Origin of the sequence: Streptomyces sp. NRRL F-5727 (assembly GCF_000719555.1) — a bacterium.
GTDB lineage: Bacteria > Actinomycetota > Actinomycetes > Streptomycetales > Streptomycetaceae > Streptomyces.
Genome location: NZ_JOGX01000034.1, coordinates 34,615 through 54,419, shown reverse-complemented (window position 1 = coordinate 54,419; position 19,805 = coordinate 34,615). Strand labels below are relative to the sequence as shown.

Sequence of the window (19,805 nt, the reverse complement as noted above, 5' to 3'; positions counted from 1 at the left end):
CGCGCCCGGCGGCTCATGCCTCCCGTCGTGCCGTCACCAGGCCCGTCTCGTACGCGGCGATGACCGCCTGGGCCCGGTCGCGAACCCCCAGCTTGGCGAAGAGGCCGGTGATGTGGTTCTTCACGGTGGAGGCGCTCACTCCGAGACGGTCGGCGATCTCCGTGTTGTCCGAGCCCCCGGCGATCAGCCGCCACACCTCCCGCTCGCGCGGGGTGAGCCCGTCGGTGCCGGAGGGCGCAGGGGGCGCCGTCCGGTGGCCGGGGGCCGTGACGTGCGTGGAGATGAGCCGGGTCAGGAGGCGTGGGGCGAGAATCGCCTCGCCGTCGCGGACCACGCGCAGGGCGGCGACGAGGTCCTCGGGCGAGATGTCCTTGGGCAGGAAGCCGCACGCGCCGGCCCTCAGGGCTCCCACGACGTGTTCGTCCATGTCGAAGGTGCTCAGGGCCAGAACCCGGCAGTCCGGCAGTTCGGCGGTGAGCCGCTCGGTGGCCGCGATGCCGTCCAGTACCGGCATGCGGATGTCCATGACGACCACGTCGGGTCGGTGCTCGTGCGCGAGGCGGACCGCCTCGGCACCGTCCGCGGCCTCGGCAACGACCTCGAAACCCGGTTCGGGGGCGAGCATCAGGGCGAGGCCGTGGCGGACGAGGGGCTGGTCGTCGGCGATGAGGACCTTCACGGTCGCGCTCACGCGTACTCCTCCTGACGGTCGGTGGGCAGGGGCAGCCGGGCGCGCACGGCGAACCCCTCGCCCTCCGGTCCGGTCTGCAGGGTGCCGCCGTGGAGGGCGACGCGTTCACGCATCCCCATGAGCCCGTAGCCGGATCCGCGCGCGACGAGACGGCCGGGACGGGGACCGTCGTCGGTGACGGCGACCCGCACCTCGTGGACGGCGAAGGTGAGCCGTACGTCGACGTGCGCGCCGTCGCCCGCGTGCCTGCGGGCGTTGGTGAGCGCCTCCTGGACGATGCGGAAGACGGTGAGCGATACGCCGGGCGGCAGCGAGCACGGGTCACCCTCGGTGGTGAGGGTGGTGGGGAGGCCCGCGCGGCGACTGTCCTCGACGATGCGGTCGAGGTCGCCGACGCCCGGCTGCGGTGCGGTCGACTCCCCCTCGTCGCTCTCGTCGCCGGCCCGCAGCACGTCGAGCAGGTGGCGCATCTCACGCAGGGCGGTGCGACCGGAGCCTTCAAGGGTGACGAGTGCCTCGCGGGCCGTGTCCGGGGACCGGTCCAGGTTGGCCCGGGCGCCCCCGGCGAGCAACTGCATGGTGGTCAGGTGGTGGGCGACGATGTCGTGCAGCTCCCGGGCGATACGACGCCGTTCGTCCGCGACGGACCGCTCGGCGAGCAACCGCCGCTGGGTCTCGGTGTTGCGCTGCCAGCGGCCGACGGTGACGGCGGCGCCCACCACGAACAACGCGGACGCGACGTTGGCGGCGAACTCCGTCGGGGACGGGGCGGGGAGTCCCGGATGCACGAACTGGAGCACCGCGACGCAGCCGGCCACCGCCACCGCGCCGACCGCGGCGTTGTGGTGACGTACGGCCGTGTAGAGGGCGACGACGGTGGCGGCACCGTAGTGCTGCCCCAGGGAGCTGAACCAGTTGAGCGACAGGTTGACCGCGAGGACGCACGCGAGGACGCCCAGGGGTGCGCGACGGCGTGCCAGGAGGAACAGCGAGGCGACGACCACGACCAGGCACCCGGCCACGGGCACGTGGCCCTGGTCCATCTGGCTGGTGATGGTGAAGCCCACGAGATCGAGGGCCGCCGCCCCGGCGGCGACGAGTCCGTCGTGCTGACTCCACACTCCCCGCGTACGCCGTCCGCCCTCCGTCCCGGCCGCACGGGGACGTGTCCCCGTCGCGCGGCCCGGAAGCCCGGCTCCGGACTCGCCCGCCTCGTCCCGTGACCGGCCGGGGCACGGTTCGTCCGCGCGCCGTTCCACATCCGCCCCCCGTGCACATCCACGCTTCCCTCGGGCCGCCGCGGCGGCCCGGTGATCTGCGGTTCCTCCACCGAGTCTCCCATGGTGCCGGGGCGGTGGGGACACCGCGTCGGGCCCGGGAGGGAGCGACGACTGGGAGCGGGCTCCCAGAGACCCGGCGGTCCGGGGCCGTGCTCCCAGCGGGTTTCTCGTCCACTGCTCCGAGGTGCGGGCCTGGCGCCGCTGATGTGCTGGACATGTGCCGGGACCGCCCGGCACGGGGGCCGGCTCGGACGTCCACGGTCGTGCGGCCCCCGTTCACCCGTACCCTTCCGGAGGCTTTCCGTGATCCGTGCCCTGACCGGATTCTCGACCCGCAGACCATGGCGGGTCATCGCCGTGTGGGCGGTGGTCGGCGTCTTCGTGGCGCTCATGGGCCAGGTGCTCGTCTTCCGCGTCACGCACACCGACAGCGCCGGCTTCCTGCCCCGGGAGTACGACGCGGCCGCGGCGCTGCGGATCGCCCGGGAGAAGTTCGGCGCGGAGCCCGACGCCGACGCCGTGACGGTGCTGGTGGCCCGGCGCGACGGCAAGCCTCTGCGGGACGCGGACAAGAAGCGCGTTCAGGAGGTGGCGCGTGAACTGAGCGCCACGCGCGTGGAGATGCCGTGGACGGACGAGCAGATACCGGGGCTCTCCGAGGACTACTCCCAGACACCCCGCGTCGCACCCGCGATGACCGCTCCCGACGGGTCGTTCGCCCTGCTCGGCGCACGGCTGCTGGGCAACTCCACCGACCCCGGCATGCACTCCCTGTACCGGGCATTCCAGGACCGTGCCCAGCAGGAGTTCGGCGAAGCCGGGCTGCGCACGGGGTTCACCGGGGGCCTGGCGGACACGGTGGACCGCGCCGACGCGGAGAAGACCACGCAGACGGTGGTCGGTCTGGCGATGGTCTGTCTGATCGTGCTGATCAACGTATTCGTGTTCCGCAGTGTCCTGGCCGCGATCGTCCCGCTGGTCGCGGTGTCCGTGGTGGGCGGCGCCGCCGCCGGCACGGTCGTGGGAGCGGCCCTGCTGACCGGTTTCGAGCTGGACCCCGGCACCCCGAGCATGATCGGAACCGTCCTGATCGGCATCGGCGTCGACTACTTCCTCTTCCTGCTGTTCCGATTCCGTGAGGAACTGCGACGCCGCCCGCAGGAGCACCACCGCCTGGTCGCCGCGGACGTGGCCGCACGGGTGGGCACCGCGGTGACCTCGGCGGCGCTGACGATCGTGGCGGCCTTCGCGACGCTCGGCGTGGCGACGTTCGGCCAGTTCCGGGTACTCGGCCCCTCGGTGGCGGTGTCGGTGCTGGTGATGCTGGTGGCGAGCCTGACCCTGATGCCGGCGCTGCTGGCGGTGACCGGGCGGAAGATGTTCTGGCCGTCGCGGGCTCTCGCGAAGGCCGAGCGGACCGGGTCGGCGGGCCGTACCGGCGAGCTGGTGGCGCGCCGGCCCCTGCTGGTGCTCGTCGCGTCGCTCGCCCTGCTCGGCTCGCTCGCGGTCGGCGTGGCGGGCGTCCGCATGGACTTCGGCACCGGCGGCACCCCACGCGACACGGCGGCCGCCGCGACGGCGCGGGAGATCGCCGGCGCCCTGCCGCCGGGGGTGTCCGACCCGACGACGGTGTACGTCACAGCCGACGACGGACGGGCTCTGGACCCCGCCGCGCTGGGCGGCCTGCACCGGGCCGTGTCCAAGGCGGCCGGAGTGGGCAGGGTGGCGGCTCCCGTGTTCGACGCCGAGGGGACCGCCGCCCGGCTGGACGCCTATCTGACCGTGGACGCCCAGTCGCAGCACGCCCGGGACATCGTGGTGGGGCCCCTGCGCCAGGCCGTGCGGGACGCGACGCCTGCCGGACTCACCGCGCACGTGGGCGGCACGGCGGCCGTCTTCGCCGATGTGGAGACGGCAGTCGACCGGGACCTGCGCACGGTGTTCCCGGTGGCCGCGGCACTGATCGCGCTGATCCTGATGGTGCTGCTGCGCAGCCTGGCGGCCCCGGTGGTGCTGCTGCTCGCGGTCGGCCTGTGCTTCGCGGCGACGTTCGGCGCCTCCACCCTGGTCTTCCAGCACATCGGCGGAGAGCCCGGCGTGAACTTCGTCCTGCCGTTGGTGCTGTTCCTGTTCGTCGTGGCCCTGGGCACCGACTACAACATCCTCATCAGCGACCGTCTGCGCGAGGAGATGGCGCGTGGGGGCCCGGCCCGCGCCGCCGTTGCCCGCGCTGTACGGCACACGGCTCCGGCCGTCGCCACGGCCGGCGTGGTCCTCGCCGCGTCCTTCGGCAGCCTCGCGGTGAACGCCGATCCCTCCACCCGTCAGCTGGGCTTCGCCACGGCTCTGGGCATCCTCCTGTCCGCCTTCGTCGTGTCGCTTCTGCTGGTCCCGGCGGCCGCGGCGCTGCTGGGCCGGGGCATGTGGTGGCCGGTGCGCGGAGCACGAGGCCGGCGGGACGAGACCTGACCCACGGCCCGGCGCCGAGCCGGACCCCTCCGCGGCTCCACGCGCCCGCGAAGGGGAAGGCGAGACTGTGCGGGACAGCCTGCCGTCCCCGGGGACCGCGCGGTCGCGTAGGCGCACCGACGGACGGAGCCGCCCGGGAGCGGGCGGCTCGCGTTCAATCGCCGTGACCGGTGCCGCCGCTTCCGAAGCCTCCGCTGGAGATGCCGCCCCACTTGCGCTTCTCCTCACCGGGAGGGGCGAGCGACGCCTCGCCGCAGTTCCGCAGGTTGTAGGGCAGGAGGCGGTGTTCCCCGTCGGTGTGCGGCATCTCGGAGGGCTCGCGGTACTCGTACACCTCACCGGGAAGTCGGTCGGTCTCCGGCCGGTGCGGCTGGCTCTCCGGGTCCGGAGGGGGAAGTTCCCGCCGCGAAACCCGGATGCCGAGGGCGAAGGCGCCGATGAGCACGGCGACCAGGACGAGGCCGCCGATCACTTGGGCGAGACCGGACTGCCAGACGCCTGCGCCGAGTTGCCGCTCTGCGAGGGCGAGGGTGTGGGTGCTCATGAGGTGTCCCCCTTCGTCGGACCGTCGCCGGCGGGGCGAGGACCCGGTCGGGTGGTGCTCGGTCGGAAAGCGCACGGGGCCAGGGGAGGGCCGGCGCGGAGGCGCGGCGGGGCCGCGCGACGGGTGCTGCGGTGTGCCGGTGGTGGACCGTGTCGCCCTCCGGCTTCGGTCGGCCCCACGGGTGTCGCGGGAGCCGGTCGACCGGCGCCCTGTCATCGTCTCGCCGCCCGACAGGGGAGGCGAGTCGCATCGTTCGTGCGTCGTTGCCGCCGCCCGTACCCGTGCCTCCCCTCCGCTTCGGCCGGCGTCGTGCGCCCGCTGCCGCGCCTTCCGGCGGGACTGGGCAGATTCCGTAACGGGCGGTACATTCGATCCCTGAAACTCACTGATCTGAAACGTGGCAAGCCGGAGGAAGCGGCCTCGACGACGGCCGTCCGCCTCGGTGGTCCCACGCCGCAGAAGGGGAAAGCCATGAGCGCCACGCTGGCCGACGAGATCCGCGGTCGGCTCGGAGAGCTGAGTCCGGCGGAGCGCAAGGTCGCGCGGGTGCTGCTGGCGGGGTATCCGGCCGCGGTCTTCGAGACGGTCGCCACGATCGCGGAGCGGGCGGGCGTGTCGGCACCCACGGTGCTGCGGTGCGCGTCCCGGCTCGGCTACCGGGGCTTCCCCGATCTCCAGGCCGCCCTCCGCTCCGAGCTCGACGCCCGCAACGCCTCGCCGATCACGCTCTACACGGCCGCGGAGACGTCGAGGCAGGAGCGGACGGAGGCTCCGCAGGACGCCGCCGCCACCCAGCTCGGCAAGCGCTCCTCGCTCGTGCGGCAGGCCGTCGCCCGGACCTTCGACGAGGTGGCCGCCCACGAGTTCGAGGACGCCGTCGGCCTCCTCGCCGACCCCCGCCGTCGCGTGCACCTGGCGGGCGGACGCTTCACGCATCTGATGGCCGAGTACCTGGGCCTGCACCTGATGCAGTTCCGCGACCAGGTGGGCGTCCTGCCGCACAAGGACGTCGAGCGGACATCCTTCCTCACGCAGATCGCCCGACGCGACGTCACCGTCCTGTTCGACTACCGGCGTTACGAGGCCGACAAGACGCTGATCGCCGAACTGGCCCGGGAGCGGGGCGGCAAGGTCATCGTGTTCACCGACCCGTGGCTCTCCCCTGCCGCCGCCCACGCGGACGTCGTGCTCATCACCCAGGTCTCCTCGGACTCCCCCTACGACAGCCTCGTACCGGCCCTCGCGGTCGTCGAGGCGCTCGTCGCCGCCGTCCTCGACCGGATCGGCGGCAGCGGTCACGAGCGCATGAAGGAAGCGGAGAGGATCGCCCGGCGCACCGGTCTGCTGTGAACGGACCGCGCGCCGCGGTCCGTTCGGCGCCGCGAGAGGAGCCGGCCCCGTCCTGGGACCGGCTCCGTGTCGTTCGGCCGGTCAGCGCGGCGCGATGTCGATCCGCAGGTCCACGAGGGTCAGGGCGGTGAGGGCGTCGTCGGTGAACGCGGCGAAGCCGGGTGCCTTGGTGAAGGTCACGGTGAACCGCGGTCCGGTCTCGTAGGTCGTCGCGGTCGCGCTGTTCTGCGCGCGGGTCGCGGCGAGAGCCCGCGCGGTGGTCCGGAAGACGTACGGGACGCCGTCGGGGTTGGCCGCTGAGTGGAAGACGTCGGCGCCGGCGGGGACGGGCGCCGTGCCGACGGGGCTCAGGGGCTGCTTGGCGGGGTGGACGCGCGGGGTCCAGGTGCGGGCGTCGTACCGGTCGCCGTCGGTGAGGTAGCTGTACCGGGCGCGGCGCAGGGTCCAGCCGTTCGCGGAGTCGTGCGCGCGGGCGTCGCGCAGGTCGAGGACGGCGACGCCGTTCGGGCCGAGGACGCTCAGACGCTCGTGCGGGGTGCCGGGGCGGTCGACGACGAGGGCGGTGTTCTCCTCCAGTGCGTAGACGCGGTCGTGGCCGGTGTCGGAGGCGAGGCGCAGGGCCCGGCCCTCGCGTCCGTAGGCGCCGGTGTGGGTGTCGATGAGCCCCGACCTGAGGAAGCCGAAGCCGCCCTCGGGGAGGTGGCCGAGGCGGGTCGGATCGTCGAAGTAGCCGGGTGTGCTGCCGTCCCGGAGCCCCTCGTACGATTCGCCGCCGGTGACCATGTCGGGGCCGGAGGCGATCTGGGCGCCCGCGGAGGACCCGGCGACGACGGCGCCGCGGGCGAGCTTGGCGCGGATGGCGGCCAGGACCTTGGAGTCCTTGTGCTCCTCTCCGCGCAGGAGGGTGGTGACGTAGCGGTACTGGTCGCCGCCACCGAAGAAGAAGCCGGTCATCGACTCGACCTGGGCGACGACGGCGTCGGAGTCGGCGTTGGCGACGTGGTCGGTGTCGAGGGGGATCCATTGGGCGTCCGCGGCACCGTGCCGCTTGAACACGTCGGCGTAGTAGGCGCCGTTGCAGGCGGAGTTGCTGCAGCGGTCGGGGTCGCCGGCGTGGGGGTCCCGGCTCTCGGGAACGGAGGCGGCCGTGATGATTCCGATGCGGGCGCCGGAACCGCCGGCGCGCTTGACGATCTCGCCGTAGACCTGGGTGTTGCTCTCCTTCAGGGCCCCGCCGACGAGCACGAGGGAGCCCGTGCGGGTCGGTTCCGGCCCGGGTCCGGCATGCGCGGCGGAGGCGCCGGCGAGGAGGGTGACGGCGAGGGCGCCGGCGAGGACGCTGCGACGGGCGGGGACGGGCGGAACGCGCATGGGTGCCTCCGGTCGGTTGAGGGGTGGTGGGGTCGTTCTGCCTGCCGGGCGGACCGGACCCGTACAGGTCCGCCCGACGCGGCCGGTGTCGGCGGGGAGAACGGCGGCCCCGTGTGCCGGGGCCGTTCAGCTGCCGCCGGCCTCCCCGAGGGAGGCGATCAGGTCGGCGAGGAGGGCGATGCGCTGGGGGACGCTGGTGACGTCGAGCCACTCCTGGGGGGTGTGGTCGGCCCCTCCGACGGGTCCCAGGCCGTCGAGGACGGGGACTCCCGCGCCGGCGATGAGGTTGGCGTCGCCGACTCCGCCGGTGGCGGCGGCGCCCAGCTCGATGCCGGCCGCGTGCGCGGCGCGGCACGCGTGGTCGAACATGCGCCGGGAGGCGGGGGTGTCCTCCATGGGCGGGCAGAGGTCGAGCTGTTCGACCTCGACGGTGACTCCGGGGACGCCGGGCTGGTCGGCGAGTTCGCGGATGGCCCGGGTGACGCGCCGGATGTCGACGGTCGTGGCGGCGCGGACCTCGATGCGCAGTTCCGCCTGGGGGCAGACGATGTTGGCGCGGGTTCCGGCCCGCACGACGCCGACGTTGACCGTCACGTCGTCCCAGTGGCCGTTGAGGGCCTGGAGGGCCACGGTGAGGTGGGCGGCGGCGAGGGCGGCGTTGGCTCCGCGCTCGGGTTCGATGCCGGCGTGTGCGGCCCGGCCGGTGACGGTGAGGCGGAAGTCGGCGACGCCCTTGCGGGCGATGACGAGGTCGCCGTTCTCCCGGGCGCATTCGAGGCCGAGCCCGAAGTGCGCGCCCGTGGCCGTCGCCTCGATCAGCGGCCGGCTGGCGGGCGAGCCGATCTCCTCGTCGGGGGTGGCGAGCAGGACCAGCTCGTCGTACGCGTCGACGCCGCACGCACCGAGGATCTCCAGGGCCGTGAGTCCGGCGAGCAGGCCGCCCTTGTCGTCGCTGACGCCGGGGCCGTACGCCGTGGAGCCCTCGATCCGGAAGGGGCGGGCGGCCGCGGTGCCGTCCTCGAAGACGGTGTCCATGTGGCCGGCGAGGAGGATCCTGCGGCCTCCCTCCGACGCGGGGAGTCCGCCGCGCTTGCGGCCGACGAGCGCGTCGCCGGTCCTGTGTCCGTCGGGCGCGGCCGGGAAGCGGACGCGTTCCACGTCGAAGCCGAGCCGTGCGAGCCGGCGTTCGATCCAGTCGGCGACCCGGTCGACGCCGTCGGCGCTGTAGGAACCGGAGTCGATGGAGACGAGCTCCTCCAGGTCGCGCAGGTAGTCGGCACGACGGGCGCGGGCCAGGTCCAGGAGGTCGTCGAGCCTGTCCCGGCGGCGGGTGGGGGTGCTCACAGGACCTTGGACAGGAAGGCGCGGGTGCGGTCCTGCTCCGGGTCGACGAGCACGCGGCGAGGGTCGCCCGCCTCCACGACGATTCCCTCGTCCATGAAGACGGCGGTGTCTCCGACCTCCCGGGCGAAGCCGATCTCGTGGGTGACGACGACCATGGTCATGCCGTCGGCGGCGAGCTGCCGCATGACGTCGAGGACGTCTCCGACGAGCTCGGGGTCGAGGGCGGAGGTCGGCTCGTCGAAGAGCATCAGCTTGGGCTTCATGGCCAGGGCACGGGCGATGGCGACGCGCTGCTGCTGTCCGCCGGACAGCTGGGCCGGGTAGTGGTGCCCCCGGTCTCCGAGACCGACCCGCTCCAGGAGTGCCTGGGCCTGTTCGCGGGCCTCGCTCCGTGGCACCGAACCGACCCTGACGGGGGCCTCCGTCACGTTCTCGACGGCGGTCATGTGCGGGAAGAGGTTGAAGCGCTGGAAGACCATGCCGATGTCGCGGCGGCGGTCGGCGACCTCGCGTTCGCGCAGCTCGTGGAGCTTGTCGCCCTGCTGGCGGTAGCCGACGAGCTCGCCGTCGACGGTGAGCCTGCCGCCGTCGACCTTCTCCAGGTGGTTGATGCAGCGCAGGAAGGTGGACTTGCCCGAGCCGGAGGGGCCCAGGAGGCAGCAGACCTGCCCCCGTTCGACCGTGAGGTCGATGCCCTTGAGGACCTCCAGCTTCCCGAAGTGCTTGCGTACGCCTTCGGCGCGCACCATGGGGGTGCTCATCGGTTCTGCTCCTTGCTGTTCTTGCCGAGCCGCTGCGCCGTTCCGCCGAGCAGGCGCCGGAAGGGCGAGACGTGTCCGGCGCGGGTGGTCCCGCGGCCGTAGCGCCGCTCCAGCCACGCCTGGGGCACGCTGAGGAGGGTGACCAGGGCCAGGTACCAGATGCTGGCCACGACCAGCATGGGGATGACCTGGTAGTTCTGCGCGTACACGTCCTGGATGTTCGACATCAGGTCGTGGGCGGAGATGACCGAGACGAGCGCGGTCATCTTGAGCATGTTGATGGTCTCGTTGCCCATCGGCGGGATGATGACGCGCATGGCCTGGGGCAGCACGATCCGGCGCATGGTGAGCGCGGGCCGCATGCCCAGCGAGTGCGCGGCCTCCGCCTGGCCGGGGTCGACGGACTGGATGCCGGCGCGGACGATCTCCGAGGCGTAGGCCGCCTCGTTCAGGCCGAGGGCCAGGAGGGCGGCGATCGCCGGTGTCAGCAGGGCGTTGGTCTCGGTCTGGAAGAACGTGACGCCGGTGAAGGGGATCCCGATCTTGACGTAGGTGTAGAGCGCGGCGGCGTAGCCCCAGAAGATGATCTGGACGAGCAGCGGGGTGCCGCGGAAGACCCAGACGAAGGCGCTGGCCAGGCCGTACAGCACGGGGCTGGACGAGAGCCGCATGACGGCGATCAGCGTGCCGAGGGCCAGGCCGAGCAGCATGGCCGCGGCGGTGAGCCAGAGCGTCGTCGCGAGACCGTCGAAGATGAGGTCGGCGAAGAGGTAGTCACCGACCACGTCCCAGCGGAGGTTGTCGTTCCTGGCGAGGGAGCCGACCAGTCCGACGAGGGCGAGGACCGAGGCGACGGCCGCGATCCAGCGCGCGTAGTTGCGGACGGGGACGATCTCGAGTTCCCCGGCGGGGGGCCGGTCCGTGGCGGTGGGGCCCAGCGGGACCTTGGTGGTGCCGGTCATCTTCAGTCCACCGCCGCGTTCCTGGTGGCTTCCTTCACCGCGATCGACGCGACGCCGTACTTGTCGCAGATCGTGGTCAGGGTGCCGTCGTCGATGAGGGCCTGCAGCGCCTTCTGGACGGCGTCCGTCAGCTCGGGGAGCTGCTTGCTGACGGCGATGCCGTTGGGCGAGGCGTTGTAGCCCCCCGGGGCGGCGGGGTCCTCGACGAGGTCGAACGCCTTGCCGCCGTCGGCCGTCTTGGCGACCCAGCCGGCGGCCGGCTTGGTCAGCACCTGGGCGACGACCTTGCCGGAGCGCAGCGCGAGCTGGGCGTCGGAGTCCTTGGGGAAGGTCTGGACGTCCATCTTCCCCGTGCCCGCCTTCGCGCAGGCGTCCTGGTGGGACTTCAGCAGGTCGAGCTGGTTGGTCGCGGCCTGGACGGCGATGCTCTTCCCGCACAGGTCGTCGAGGGTGGCGACCTTCGCCGGGTTGCCGTCGGCGACGAGGATGCCGGAGCCGGACTGGGAGTAGTCCACGAAGTCGACGACCTTCTGGCGCTCCTTGTTGTCCGTGATGGCGGACATCGCCACGTCGAACTTGCCGGCCTGGAGGGCGGGGACGATGCCGTCGAACTTCTGCGGGGAGAAGGCGAAGGTCACGCCGAGCTTGGCGCCGAGTGCCTGGCCGAGGTCGTAGTCCAGACCGGTCAGCGCGGTCTCCCCCTCCTTCACGTACATCTCGAAGGGCGGGTAGGGCACGTCCGTCGCGACGCGCACCTTGCCCGCCTTCTTGATCTTCTCGGGGAGCAGGTCGTGCAGCTTCTGGTCCTTCACGATCTGCTTACCGCCGATGACGACCTTCTCCGACGGGGCGGCGGGCTCGTCGCCGCCGCAGGCGGACAGGGACAGGAGCATGGCCGCCGCGACGGCGGCGGCGGCCGCGGGGCGTGCGATAGGAGCGTTCATCGCCTGGAACCTCTCGGTGGCTGTCTGCCGGCGGATTCTGACCGCCAGGCACTGCTGCGAAATTACAGATGAACCCATGCGATGGCTAGATGTAAGCCTCATTACGTTCACGTAACGCGAGCTTCAGCCTCACCGCTGGCACGATTTGAGCGCTTTCGGCCCGTATTCGGGGCTCGATCATGGCGAGATGGGTGCGGTTCCGGTCTTACATCTTCTCCACCAAGGACATTACTTGTATGTTCCGCTACCAACCCCGCAGCCCTCGCCCGAGGGCCGCGGCATCGAGTTCGCCCCCCTCGCAGGAGTGCATATGACACACCGCTCCCTCACGCCGCCCGCGGCAGCCGCCGTCGTCCTCACCGCGATGGCCTCCGTACTGGTGGCGCATCAGCCGGCGCAGGCGGCGGCCGACCGCATCCGGCTCGGCAGCGCGTCCGACGTCAGCCGCAGCATGTGGAACGGTCCGGCGTTCACGATGAACGGAGCCGGCGGCATCGTGACGGCCTCGATGAGCCGGGCCGTCGACGAGATCCGCGGCGGCACCGGGAGCCTCGACGTGGTCGTCCTGGCCGGGTCCGCGCCGACGTCGGGCAGCAGGACTCCGGAGTGCGACACGATCACGGGGCTGCCCGGCGTCAACTCCTGTACGACGTGGACGCTCACGACGGCGGGCGACGGCGACAACAGCCAGATGAACACCGACGTCCGCAACGCCGAGTTCGTCTACTTCGCCGGTGGCGACCAGTGCCGCTACGCCGCGTGGAAGGGAACCGCCCTGGAGACCTCCGTCGAGGCGGTCGTCGCCAAGGGCGGAGGCTCCGGCGGCGGCAGCGCGGGCCACCACATCAACAGCCCGATCGTCTACGACGCCTGCAACGGCAGCGTCACCAGCGCGGAAGCCCTCGCCAACCCCTACGACCGATACGTCAGCTTCACCACCGGCATGTTCACATGGGCGAACTACGGGGCCGTCATCAACGACTCCCACTTCGTGACCCGCGACCGCATGGGCCGCACCATGTCCTTCCTGGCGCGCGCCGTGAAGGACGGCCTCGCGCCCGGAGGCTCCGCCTGGGGCGTCGGGGTGGAGGAGGGCGGCGGGTCCCTGTTCCTCGACCGCAACGGCATGGCGACGCAGTACGGCAAGGACGCCTACGTCGTCCTCGCCGACCACCAGCCAGAGCAGGCCGTGGAGAGGAAGCCGCTCACCTACAGCGGCTTCAAGATCTGGCGCCTGACGCCGGGCTCCACCTTCGACTTCAGGAACCGCCCCACCTGCGGCTACTACCTGCGCAGCGTCACGAACGGCGTGACCGACGCCAACCTCTACAACGGGACGCCCGTGACCGACTGCGGCACCCAGGGCGGCGGGTCCACGGTCGCGGAGAGCGAGCCCAACGACACGCGCGACACGGCCGACGACGCCACCGCGCTCGCCTCGCCCGGCACCCTCACGGGCAGCATGAAGTCGACCAGCGACCGCGACTACTTCAAGGTCTCGGCGGCGGCCGGCCAGACCGTCTCGGTGAACTGCGCCGTTCCCACCGCCTACGACGCCGACGTGTACTGGCTCGACGCGAACGGCGGCACCCTGACCCGGTCCGTGAACGACGGGGCGGGCACCGACGAGTCACTGTCGTTCACCAGGACCGCGAGCGGAACGGGCACCTACTACCTCGACGTGGAGGCATACAGCGGCTCCGGCACGGCCGCCTACTCCTGCACCCTCACCAGAAGCTGAGGCGGTCGACGCCCGCGGGGCCCTCGCACCCGCGCCCGGACCCCGCGGGCGTCCCGCGCCGCACACGACGGAGAAGCTTGGCCGCCGTGGGATACACGTCGTTGGTGCTCTGGGAGCGGTTCACGTCGCCCTGGGGGGGGCAGGTACTCGTAGCCGCCGCGCGGGTGCCCCAGGATTTCCAGCGCCCGATAGGCGACGACCTCGTTGGCGTTCGTGTTCGCCGAGGTGCCCGCGCCGCCCTGGAAGACGTCCACGACGAACTGGTCGTGGAGGCGGCCCGCACGGATCTCCCGGCATGCCGCCACGATGGAACGGGCCCGTTCCTCGGGAAGGGTCCCCAGTTCCAGGTGGGCCGGCGCGGCCGCCTCCTTCACCGCGGCCAGCGGGACGACGAGTTCGGGATGCGACGACCGTGAGGACGAGTGCGCCCCCACAGCGGTACGCCTCCGGTCGGGGCCGGGGCGCCGTCCCCCCCGGCGGTCACCGGGGCACCTCCACGGCTGTGACGACCAGGTTGTTCTGGTAACCGCCCTCGTCGGGCAGGTAGGGACCGGCGCACGTGACGAGGTTCAGTACCGCGGGCCCGTCCCGGTCGAAGACCGCGCTGCTGACCAGGGCCGCCTTGCCGAGGGTGCGGCGGGCGGTGACCTCGTACGTGAGGGTGGTGCCGTCGTCGCGCGCCACCCGCACCCGGTCGCCCTGCCGGACCTCGGTCAGGCCGAACAGCACACCGAGGCCCAGGCCCTTCGCGTCGACGTGCCCCACGACGACCGAGGAGCCCCGATCGGCGCCCGGAGCGGGCGAGTAGCGGTACCAGCCGACCCGGTCCGGATCCTTCGGGACCTCCATCTGCCCGTCGCCGGCGACGCCCACCGGGTCGATCGGGGCCCGGAGGCCCAGCCGGGGGATCACGAGCTCGCGCGGCGCCGGGACGACGGACGCGGCCGGGGCCGGGGCGGCCGGAGCGACGGGGACCGCGGCGGTACGGGAAGGGGTGGGGCTCGCGGACCGCTCCGTCTCCGGCGCAGCGGTGACGGCCGGCGTGGCCCCGAAGTCCCCGGTACCGGCGGAACGGTCGGCCCGGGCGCCGGCCAGGAGGAGCGCCGCCGCGGTGAGGACGATGCCGAGCAGAGCCATGACGACACCGAGGAGGGTGCGGCGCTGCGCGCGGGCCGTGCCCATGTCCGGCCTTTCCGGTGAGGCGGTCGTCCGGTGCGGTCGGCCACGGAGGCTGTCGGCACCGGACGACCGATGGGGGGCGGGGACGGTGCTAGCGGCTCAGGCGGCGTCGCCGCGGCGGCGCAGCAGGTAGCCGGAGGCGCCCAGCGCGACGAGTGCGCCGAGGGACAGGGCGGCCGGCACGCCGTCGTTCTGCACGACCGCGGCCTCCCCGGTCTCCCCGGCGGGTACGCCGCTGGGCGCGGAGTGCATGCCGGTGATGCTCTGGGTCTTGAGCGCGAGGTTCTTGTCGGTGGCGCTGCCCCAGGCGTAGACGACGGTGTTGGCGCCCTCGGCCAGGTCCAGGGTCGCCGGTCCGATCGCCACCGTATCCGTACCGGCCAGGACGACGTCGGCGGAGACCGACCCGGCCGCCACCTCGCCCTTCGCCTCCTTCGGGTTCTCCAGGTTCTTGAAGACCGCGGTGCCGTCGGCGCGGACGTCCACCGCGGGGGCGGCGGCGACGTGGCGGACGGTCACCCGGGCCTTGCCGGCGGGAACCTTGGACGTGTCGTTGACGAAGGCGTCGAGTGCGGGCTTGCCGTCGGCGGTCAGATGGGCGACCAGCGTGGCGTCGGCCCCGGCGGGGACCTCGACCGTCTTCTCGATGGCCGGGGTGCCCTCCGGGCCCTCGCCGTCCTTGAAGATCTTGATGTCGTACGAACCCGGCTCCAGCTTCATCGGATCGGTGAGCGTGCCCGGGGCGAAGTCGGGGAGCAACTCCTTGTCACCCGCGTAGACGTCCACGGTCAGGCCGGGAACGCCGTGGAACACCGACACCGTGGCCTGCTCGCCGGCAGCCTGCGGCTGGGCGAACGCGGGAGCGGCGGCGGTGGCGGTCAGGACGGCGGCGATGCCGGCGGCGAGAACGGCACCAGCAGAACGAGTGTTCATGACGTTGATTCCGATCATCCGGTCGAGGAGGTCTCGATCCTCTGGTTGAGGAGGCATTCCGCCGGCCCCCGCCGATCGGTTGCACCCGCGCTCGAAATTCGTCGCCGCAGCGGGCCGCCTCACCCCCCGGGAAGGACGACAGCGGGGACACGGTCGGACCGCGCGTCACCGCACTCCTCATCCGGGAGGCGAGGTGGGCCGAGGAGAGCCCTACCGGGCAGACGGGTAGCCGAAGAGCGGAAGGTCCGCGGTGAGGGCGTCGGAGAGCAACGTCGTACCGAGTTCGTTGGGGTGGAAGGACTGCTGGCTCATCGGGGGGTTGATGCCCGGAAAGCCGCCCTGCTCGCCCTCGCCACGGGTGGGCTTGGGAATGCCCGCGTTGACCGCCTCCGGGTTCCCGCACACCCCTCTCGCTCCGAATCGCTCGATCGGATCGGTGAAGTGGACGTCCAGCCGGTCGGGTCCCTCCCGGAGGTCCGTGACGACGGCGGCGACGCGGTCGCGCAGGTGGACGGTGATCGCGCCCATCCACCCGACCTCGCCCTCCTCCGGATTGAGGAGGGCTGTCTGGCCGGGCTGGGAGGTCTCCTTGCAGGCGGCGGTGAACAGCTTCACGTAGCCCATCACGACGATCTTGGCGTGGGGTGCGGCCCTGGCGATCTGCTGCAGGGCGGTCTTCACGGAGGGTGCCACCTTGTGGGTGATCCGCTCCCTCGTCTCCGCGTCCAGCAGCGGATCCTCGTGACAGCGCGGCCTCAGGAAACACGTGGTGAAGATGTCCGTGAACCCCGCGTCGTTTCCTCCGATGGACAGCAGCACCAGGGTCGTGTTCGCGTCGAGGAAGCCCTTGTCGAGCTGCGGAGGCTCGCGGTACTGCCCCTCGGCCGCCAGCCCGAAGGCGTTGCGCACCGGTTCCTGCCCGGGGGCGGCCGTCGGCAGGAGCATCTGGGTACGGGCGCCGCTGCATGCCAGGAGGTGTGCGTCGACGTCCGGATCCCAGACGTCCGTGCGGTAGCCGAGGGTATGCCGGCTGCCGGGCAGACGCGTCTTGCGCGCCCAGGCGGCGTACGAGCGGTGGCAGGCGTTGCGGTAGTCGGTCAGCCCCATGCGGTCGGATTCGGGGTAGTACTTCGATCCGTCGATCGGCGACGCGCCTTCGCCGGCCGCGAAGGAATCGCCCAGGGTCACGACCTGGTGCCGGGGCTTGCCCGGCAACGGCTGGAAGGCGATCGCGTCGAAGGCGATGTCCTCCTTGCCGTCGGGCGCACCCCCGGTGATCGAGGTCAGTTCGACACGCGGTCGCCCCGTGAACCGGAAGGCCCCCAGCGGCACCCAGCGGTTCTCCTCCGTGCGCTGGAGCAGCGTACGGCGCTTGGGGCCGTCCGCCGTGTGGACGGTGTACGCCGCCTGCTGCGTGTGGGCTCCGTGGTTCGGCATGTGGACCATGACGCGGGCCCAACCGTTCAGCTCCCGCCCGAGTTCCCAGCGCCCGGTCACCTTCAGGCGGTCGCCGAGAGCCCCGGATCGGCTGTGCGTGAACCAGAAGTGACCTCCGAAACCTCCGCCGATCTGGTGGAGGTCGACCTTGGAGAGGAAACCCCCCGTTTCGGCGTCCTTGGCGAAGTCGAAGGCGAACGTGCCGTCACTGCGCCGCGGGCATGCGGCGGGCGTGACGGCCGGCACGTCGGCGGGGACGTCGTCCACGACGAGGACGCCCTGGGGAAGGTCCTCGATCTGGCAGTTCGGTCGGTGGACGGACACGTCGGGCGGGTTGGCGTGCTGGCCCGCGTCGAAGCGGATCTTCTCGTTGCCGCACTCCCTGGCGCAGTCGTCCTTCCACTCCACCGACTCGTGCCACCAGCACTTCAGGTCGTACTTCCCGGTCGCGGGGTTGACGTGGCCGCAGTGGCTGGCGGGTTCGGGCTCCTCCCCGGGTTCCGTGGGCATCACATCCGGGTCGTCGGGCACGAACGTGCGACGCTGGTCACAGTCGTTGGCCTCCACCAGGCAGAACAGCAGCCGTGGAGGCTTGACCGCGGCGCGCTGCTCCTTGGTGTTCCACCAGGCGGGCTGGAACCCGGCTCCGGTAGGCGTGGCCTTGCCGATGGAATGCGCTGCCCAGCCCAGGACCTTCTCCGGATAGGGCCACTCCTGGGGGTGCGAGGCGTCACTGGGCCGCCCGTCGAGGAACGGCCGGCGGTTCACCGGGTAGTGGGCGTTGGCCGGGTTGTTGATCCAGCCGAGCCCCCACGGCTCGCCCGGTCCCTTCTTCGGGTGGAAGCCGCTGTTGTACGCCCAGATCGCCATGAACCAGTTCTCCATCCGGGAGGGGTCCCCGTCATGGACCTTCATCCCGTACGCGGCCTGCTCGTTCCACTTCTCCGCGAGGATGCGTGCCCCCGCGGCGAGGTTCGCGGCGTAGTCCACGGCGATGGCGCGCTGCTGGTCGGGCGGCAGGGCGACCTCGTCGGGTTTGGTGCGGCCGGCCATCCGCATGCCGTCGGTGACCTGGGTGATGCCATAGCCGCAGTCGGCGCGCGACCACTTCACCTTCCACTGGTTCTCGTCGCCGGCGACCTTGGACGGGATGCCGTAGTAGTTGCCGATGAGGGGATTGCCGGCCAGCCCCTCCACCGTGTGGCGGGACGCCTGCCACATGTTGGACTCCTGGGCCGTGATGCCGAGCAGGATCTGTGCCGGAATCCGCCCGCCGCCCGCGAGGGGGACGGGCGGGAACATGCGGTGCGGTGCGTACGCGGGCAGGCCCGAGCCCTTCCAGTTCGCCGGCCGCTCCAGGTCGAGACGCCCCTGGGCGAGCATGTCGGCGGCCCACTCGACCTGGTGCGGGGTCGGCTGGTAGACCTGCGTTCGGACGTCGCCCCGGGGGACGGAGCAGGTGCGGTCGAGGTCGACGGGGTCGTGGGGGTCCTCGACGGCACGCGGACCGGCCACGAGGTGCGCGCCGGGGAGGGGCGACGGCGCATGTCCCTGTTCCGGGTGGGCGGGCAGGCGCCGCTCCGCCGAGACGCCGGCCACTCCCTTCCGCCCGGTGCGTGCGGTCACCGTCGTGATGCGCGGCCCGTCGGCTCCCCGGCGCCCCGTCCCGTACTCCGTGTCGACGACGGCGAGCGCGCCGGTCGAGGAGGCGGCCGCCGTGGCCGGCACGGCGAGCCAGGACGCGGTCGCCGGCAGAGAACGAGTCGGCTCCCCCGGACCGCCGGTCGTTCTCAGGATGCCCCTCTCGCCGGGAAGGCCCGTCAGGAACACCCGGCCGCCGGCCGCCGGCGAGAGACCCAGGCGATCGGTCGCGCCGACGGCGTAGGAGCGGGTGCCGCCGTCGTGGTGGCGACGGACGCGCACCTGGTCGTGCGTGTGGTCCATGAACCACACGCCGCCCTCGCCGTCGGGGTGGAGCTCGAAGGGTGTGCCCGTCGCCCGGGCCAGGGTGTGCAGCGATCCGTCGGGGTCGACCCGAACGACCCGGGACGCGTCGGCGGCCACCAGCCCGTGAGGGGTCGGCACGGCGGACGTGACCTGTCCGGCCACCGTGACGGGATCCCCGAGGGTGGCCGTTGCGGTGTCCAGGCTCATCAGGCGGGTCTGGCCGAGGTCGCTGTCGCCCGCCTGCGTGAGCACGGCCTCTTCGCCGGCGCCGCAACCCGGATTGTGGTACGCCAGAGTCGTCCGCACCGGCAGCTTCCGCACGGCACCGGTCTCCAGATCCACGACCGCCGAGAACCCGCCGCGCAGGAAGAGCTCGGCCCGGTTGGTGAAGGCCCGAGGGGCATAGACGACCACGAGCCTGCGCCCGGAGGCCGTCAGGCAGGCGTTGCCGATCCACTGGTCGGTCTCGATGCCCGGCTCCGAGAGCGAGGTGACGGCGCGCCAGGCGTGCCCTTCGGACTCCCGGGCGCCGAGGACATGGAAGCCGTCCGCGTCGCCCACGGTGGTCCAGGCGAGGTCACCGCCGGACTCCTTCCGCTCCGCTGTTCCCGGCCGCGGGCTGTTCTGCGGCGCGGGCTCGGGGATCGTGGGGGCGACGAGTCCGACGGCGACAGCGCAGGCGAGGGCAGCGCCGAGCAACCGCATGGAGACCTCCCGGGACGAACACCATGAACCCTGGCAACGCTACGGAGCGTCACCACAGCTGGCCATCACCCGCACGGGTGGCCAGGTGGCGAGACCTCGCCATGCACCCGGCGGCGCGCCCCTTCGACGGGCGACCGCCACCCGTCG

14 protein-coding genes and 1 pseudogene are annotated in these 19,805 nt (G+C 72.4%); 3 read left to right on the top strand and 12 right to left on the bottom strand.

What is annotated here, in order from left to right:
• Positions 1–13: 13 nt before the first annotated feature.
• Positions 14–691: a response regulator gene (locus tag IF73_RS0122675; protein WP_031011004.1), complete on the bottom strand. Its 678-nt coding sequence runs from the start codon at positions 689–691 to the stop codon at positions 14–16.
• Entirely contained in the window at positions 688–1,812 is a 1,125-nt protein-coding gene (locus IF73_RS0122670) for a sensor histidine kinase (RefSeq protein WP_107049315.1), read from the bottom strand. The genes IF73_RS0122675 and IF73_RS0122670 overlap by 4 nt, the downstream gene beginning before the upstream one ends.
• A gap of 462 nt (positions 1,813–2,274) precedes the next feature.
• Between IF73_RS0122670 and IF73_RS0122665 the strand changes: the two genes are divergently transcribed.
• Positions 2,275–4,440 (top strand): MMPL family transporter, encoded by a 2,166-nt coding sequence (locus IF73_RS0122665; RefSeq protein WP_051717161.1) that lies wholly within the window; start codon positions 2,275–2,277, stop codon positions 4,438–4,440.
• A 154-nt stretch (positions 4,441–4,594) separates the two neighbouring features.
• Here the strand turns inward: IF73_RS0122665 and IF73_RS0122660 are convergent, their stop codons facing one another.
• Positions 4,595–4,984: a DUF6479 family protein gene (locus tag IF73_RS0122660; RefSeq protein WP_031010998.1), complete on the bottom strand. Its 390-nt coding sequence runs from the start codon at positions 4,982–4,984 to the stop codon at positions 4,595–4,597.
• Positions 4,985–5,455: 471 nt separating this feature from the next.
• On the opposite strand from IF73_RS0122660, the gene IF73_RS0122655 reads away from it, so the two are divergent.
• A complete protein-coding gene (locus IF73_RS0122655) occupies positions 5,456–6,334 on the top strand; it encodes a MurR/RpiR family transcriptional regulator (protein ID WP_031010997.1) in 879 nt (292 codons plus the stop codon).
• An 81-nt stretch (positions 6,335–6,415) separates the two neighbouring features.
• On the opposite strand, the gene IF73_RS0122650 is transcribed toward IF73_RS0122655, so the two are convergent.
• From IF73_RS0122650 to IF73_RS0122630, 5 genes are all read right to left on the bottom strand, one after another.
• On the bottom strand, positions 6,416–7,705 hold the full coding sequence (locus IF73_RS0122650) for a cyanophycinase (RefSeq protein ID WP_031010995.1): 1,290 nt from the start codon (positions 7,703–7,705) through the stop codon (positions 6,416–6,418).
• A gap of 126 nt (positions 7,706–7,831) precedes the next feature.
• Positions 7,832–9,049: a M20 family metallopeptidase gene (locus tag IF73_RS0122645; RefSeq protein WP_031010994.1), complete on the bottom strand. Its 1,218-nt coding sequence runs from the start codon at positions 9,047–9,049 to the stop codon at positions 7,832–7,834.
• Positions 9,046–9,810: an amino acid ABC transporter ATP-binding protein gene (locus tag IF73_RS0122640; RefSeq protein ID WP_031010993.1), complete on the bottom strand. Its 765-nt coding sequence runs from the start codon at positions 9,808–9,810 to the stop codon at positions 9,046–9,048. Before IF73_RS0122640 ends, IF73_RS0122645 begins: the two co-directional genes overlap by 4 nt.
• Positions 9,807–10,772: an amino acid ABC transporter permease gene (locus tag IF73_RS0122635; protein WP_031010991.1), complete on the bottom strand. Its 966-nt coding sequence runs from the start codon at positions 10,770–10,772 to the stop codon at positions 9,807–9,809. Before IF73_RS0122635 ends, IF73_RS0122640 begins: the two co-directional genes overlap by 4 nt.
• Positions 10,773–10,774: 2 nt before the next feature.
• Positions 10,775–11,716 (bottom strand): ABC transporter substrate-binding protein, encoded by a 942-nt coding sequence (locus IF73_RS0122630; protein WP_031010988.1) that lies wholly within the window; start codon positions 11,714–11,716, stop codon positions 10,775–10,777.
• Between the two features lie 310 nt (positions 11,717–12,026).
• Here IF73_RS0122630 and IF73_RS0122625 point away from each other — a divergent pair, with 310 nt between their 5' ends.
• Positions 12,027–13,457: a pre-peptidase C-terminal domain-containing protein gene (locus tag IF73_RS0122625; RefSeq protein WP_234338314.1), complete on the top strand. Its 1,431-nt coding sequence runs from the start codon at positions 12,027–12,029 to the stop codon at positions 13,455–13,457.
• Between the two features lie 73 nt (positions 13,458–13,530).
• Here the strand turns inward: IF73_RS0122625 and IF73_RS39740 are convergent.
• The 4 genes and pseudogenes from IF73_RS39740 to IF73_RS37965 form a co-directional block, all read right to left on the bottom strand.
• Positions 13,531–13,867 (bottom strand): annotated as a pseudogene (locus IF73_RS39740) (lyase family protein); the annotation flags it as partial.
• Between the two features lie 70 nt (positions 13,868–13,937).
• Positions 13,938–14,639 carry a class F sortase gene (locus tag IF73_RS42170; protein ID WP_051717159.1) on the bottom strand — a complete coding sequence of 234 codons (702 nt, stop codon included), beginning with the start codon at positions 14,637–14,639 and terminating at the stop codon, positions 13,938–13,940.
• A gap of 96 nt (positions 14,640–14,735) precedes the next feature.
• Positions 14,736–15,569 (bottom strand): DUF4397 domain-containing protein, encoded by an 834-nt coding sequence (locus IF73_RS0122610; protein WP_031010980.1) that lies wholly within the window; start codon positions 15,567–15,569, stop codon positions 14,736–14,738.
• A 210-nt stretch (positions 15,570–15,779) separates the two neighbouring features.
• Positions 15,780–19,658: an SGNH/GDSL hydrolase family protein gene (locus IF73_RS37965; RefSeq protein WP_031010978.1), complete on the bottom strand. Its 3,879-nt coding sequence runs from the start codon at positions 19,656–19,658 to the stop codon at positions 15,780–15,782.
• Between the last annotated feature and the right edge of the window lie 147 nt (positions 19,659–19,805).

What these genes read in the sequence shown, in the direction of transcription:
- IF73_RS0122660 (WP_031010998.1), bottom strand. Translation starts at nt 4,984, where the DNA reads ATGAGCACCCACACCCTCGCCCTCGCAGAGCGGCAACTCGGCGCAGGC.
- IF73_RS0122655 (WP_031010997.1), top strand. Translation starts at nt 5,456, where the DNA reads ATGAGCGCCACGCTGGCCGACGAGATCCGCGGTCGGCTCGGAGAGCTG.
- IF73_RS0122650 (WP_031010995.1), bottom strand. Translation starts at nt 7,705, where the DNA reads ATGCGCGTTCCGCCCGTCCCCGCCCGTCGCAGCGTCCTCGCCGGCGCC.
- IF73_RS0122640 (WP_031010993.1), bottom strand. Translation starts at nt 9,810, where the DNA reads ATGAGCACCCCCATGGTGCGCGCCGAAGGCGTACGCAAGCACTTCGGG.
- IF73_RS0122635 (WP_031010991.1), bottom strand. Translation starts at nt 10,772, where the DNA reads ATGACCGGCACCACCAAGGTCCCGCTGGGCCCCACCGCCACGGACCGG.
- IF73_RS0122630 (WP_031010988.1), bottom strand. Translation starts at nt 11,716, where the DNA reads ATGAACGCTCCTATCGCACGCCCCGCGGCCGCCGCCGCCGTCGCGGCG.
- IF73_RS0122625 (WP_234338314.1), top strand. Translation starts at nt 12,027, where the DNA reads ATGACACACCGCTCCCTCACGCCGCCCGCGGCAGCCGCCGTCGTCCTC.
- IF73_RS42170 (WP_051717159.1), bottom strand. Translation starts at nt 14,639, where the DNA reads ATGGGCACGGCCCGCGCGCAGCGCCGCACCCTCCTCGGTGTCGTCATG.
- IF73_RS0122610 (WP_031010980.1), bottom strand. Translation starts at nt 15,569, where the DNA reads ATGAACACTCGTTCTGCTGGTGCCGTTCTCGCCGCCGGCATCGCCGCC.
- IF73_RS37965 (WP_031010978.1), bottom strand. Translation starts at nt 19,658, where the DNA reads ATGCGGTTGCTCGGCGCTGCCCTCGCCTGCGCTGTCGCCGTCGGACTC.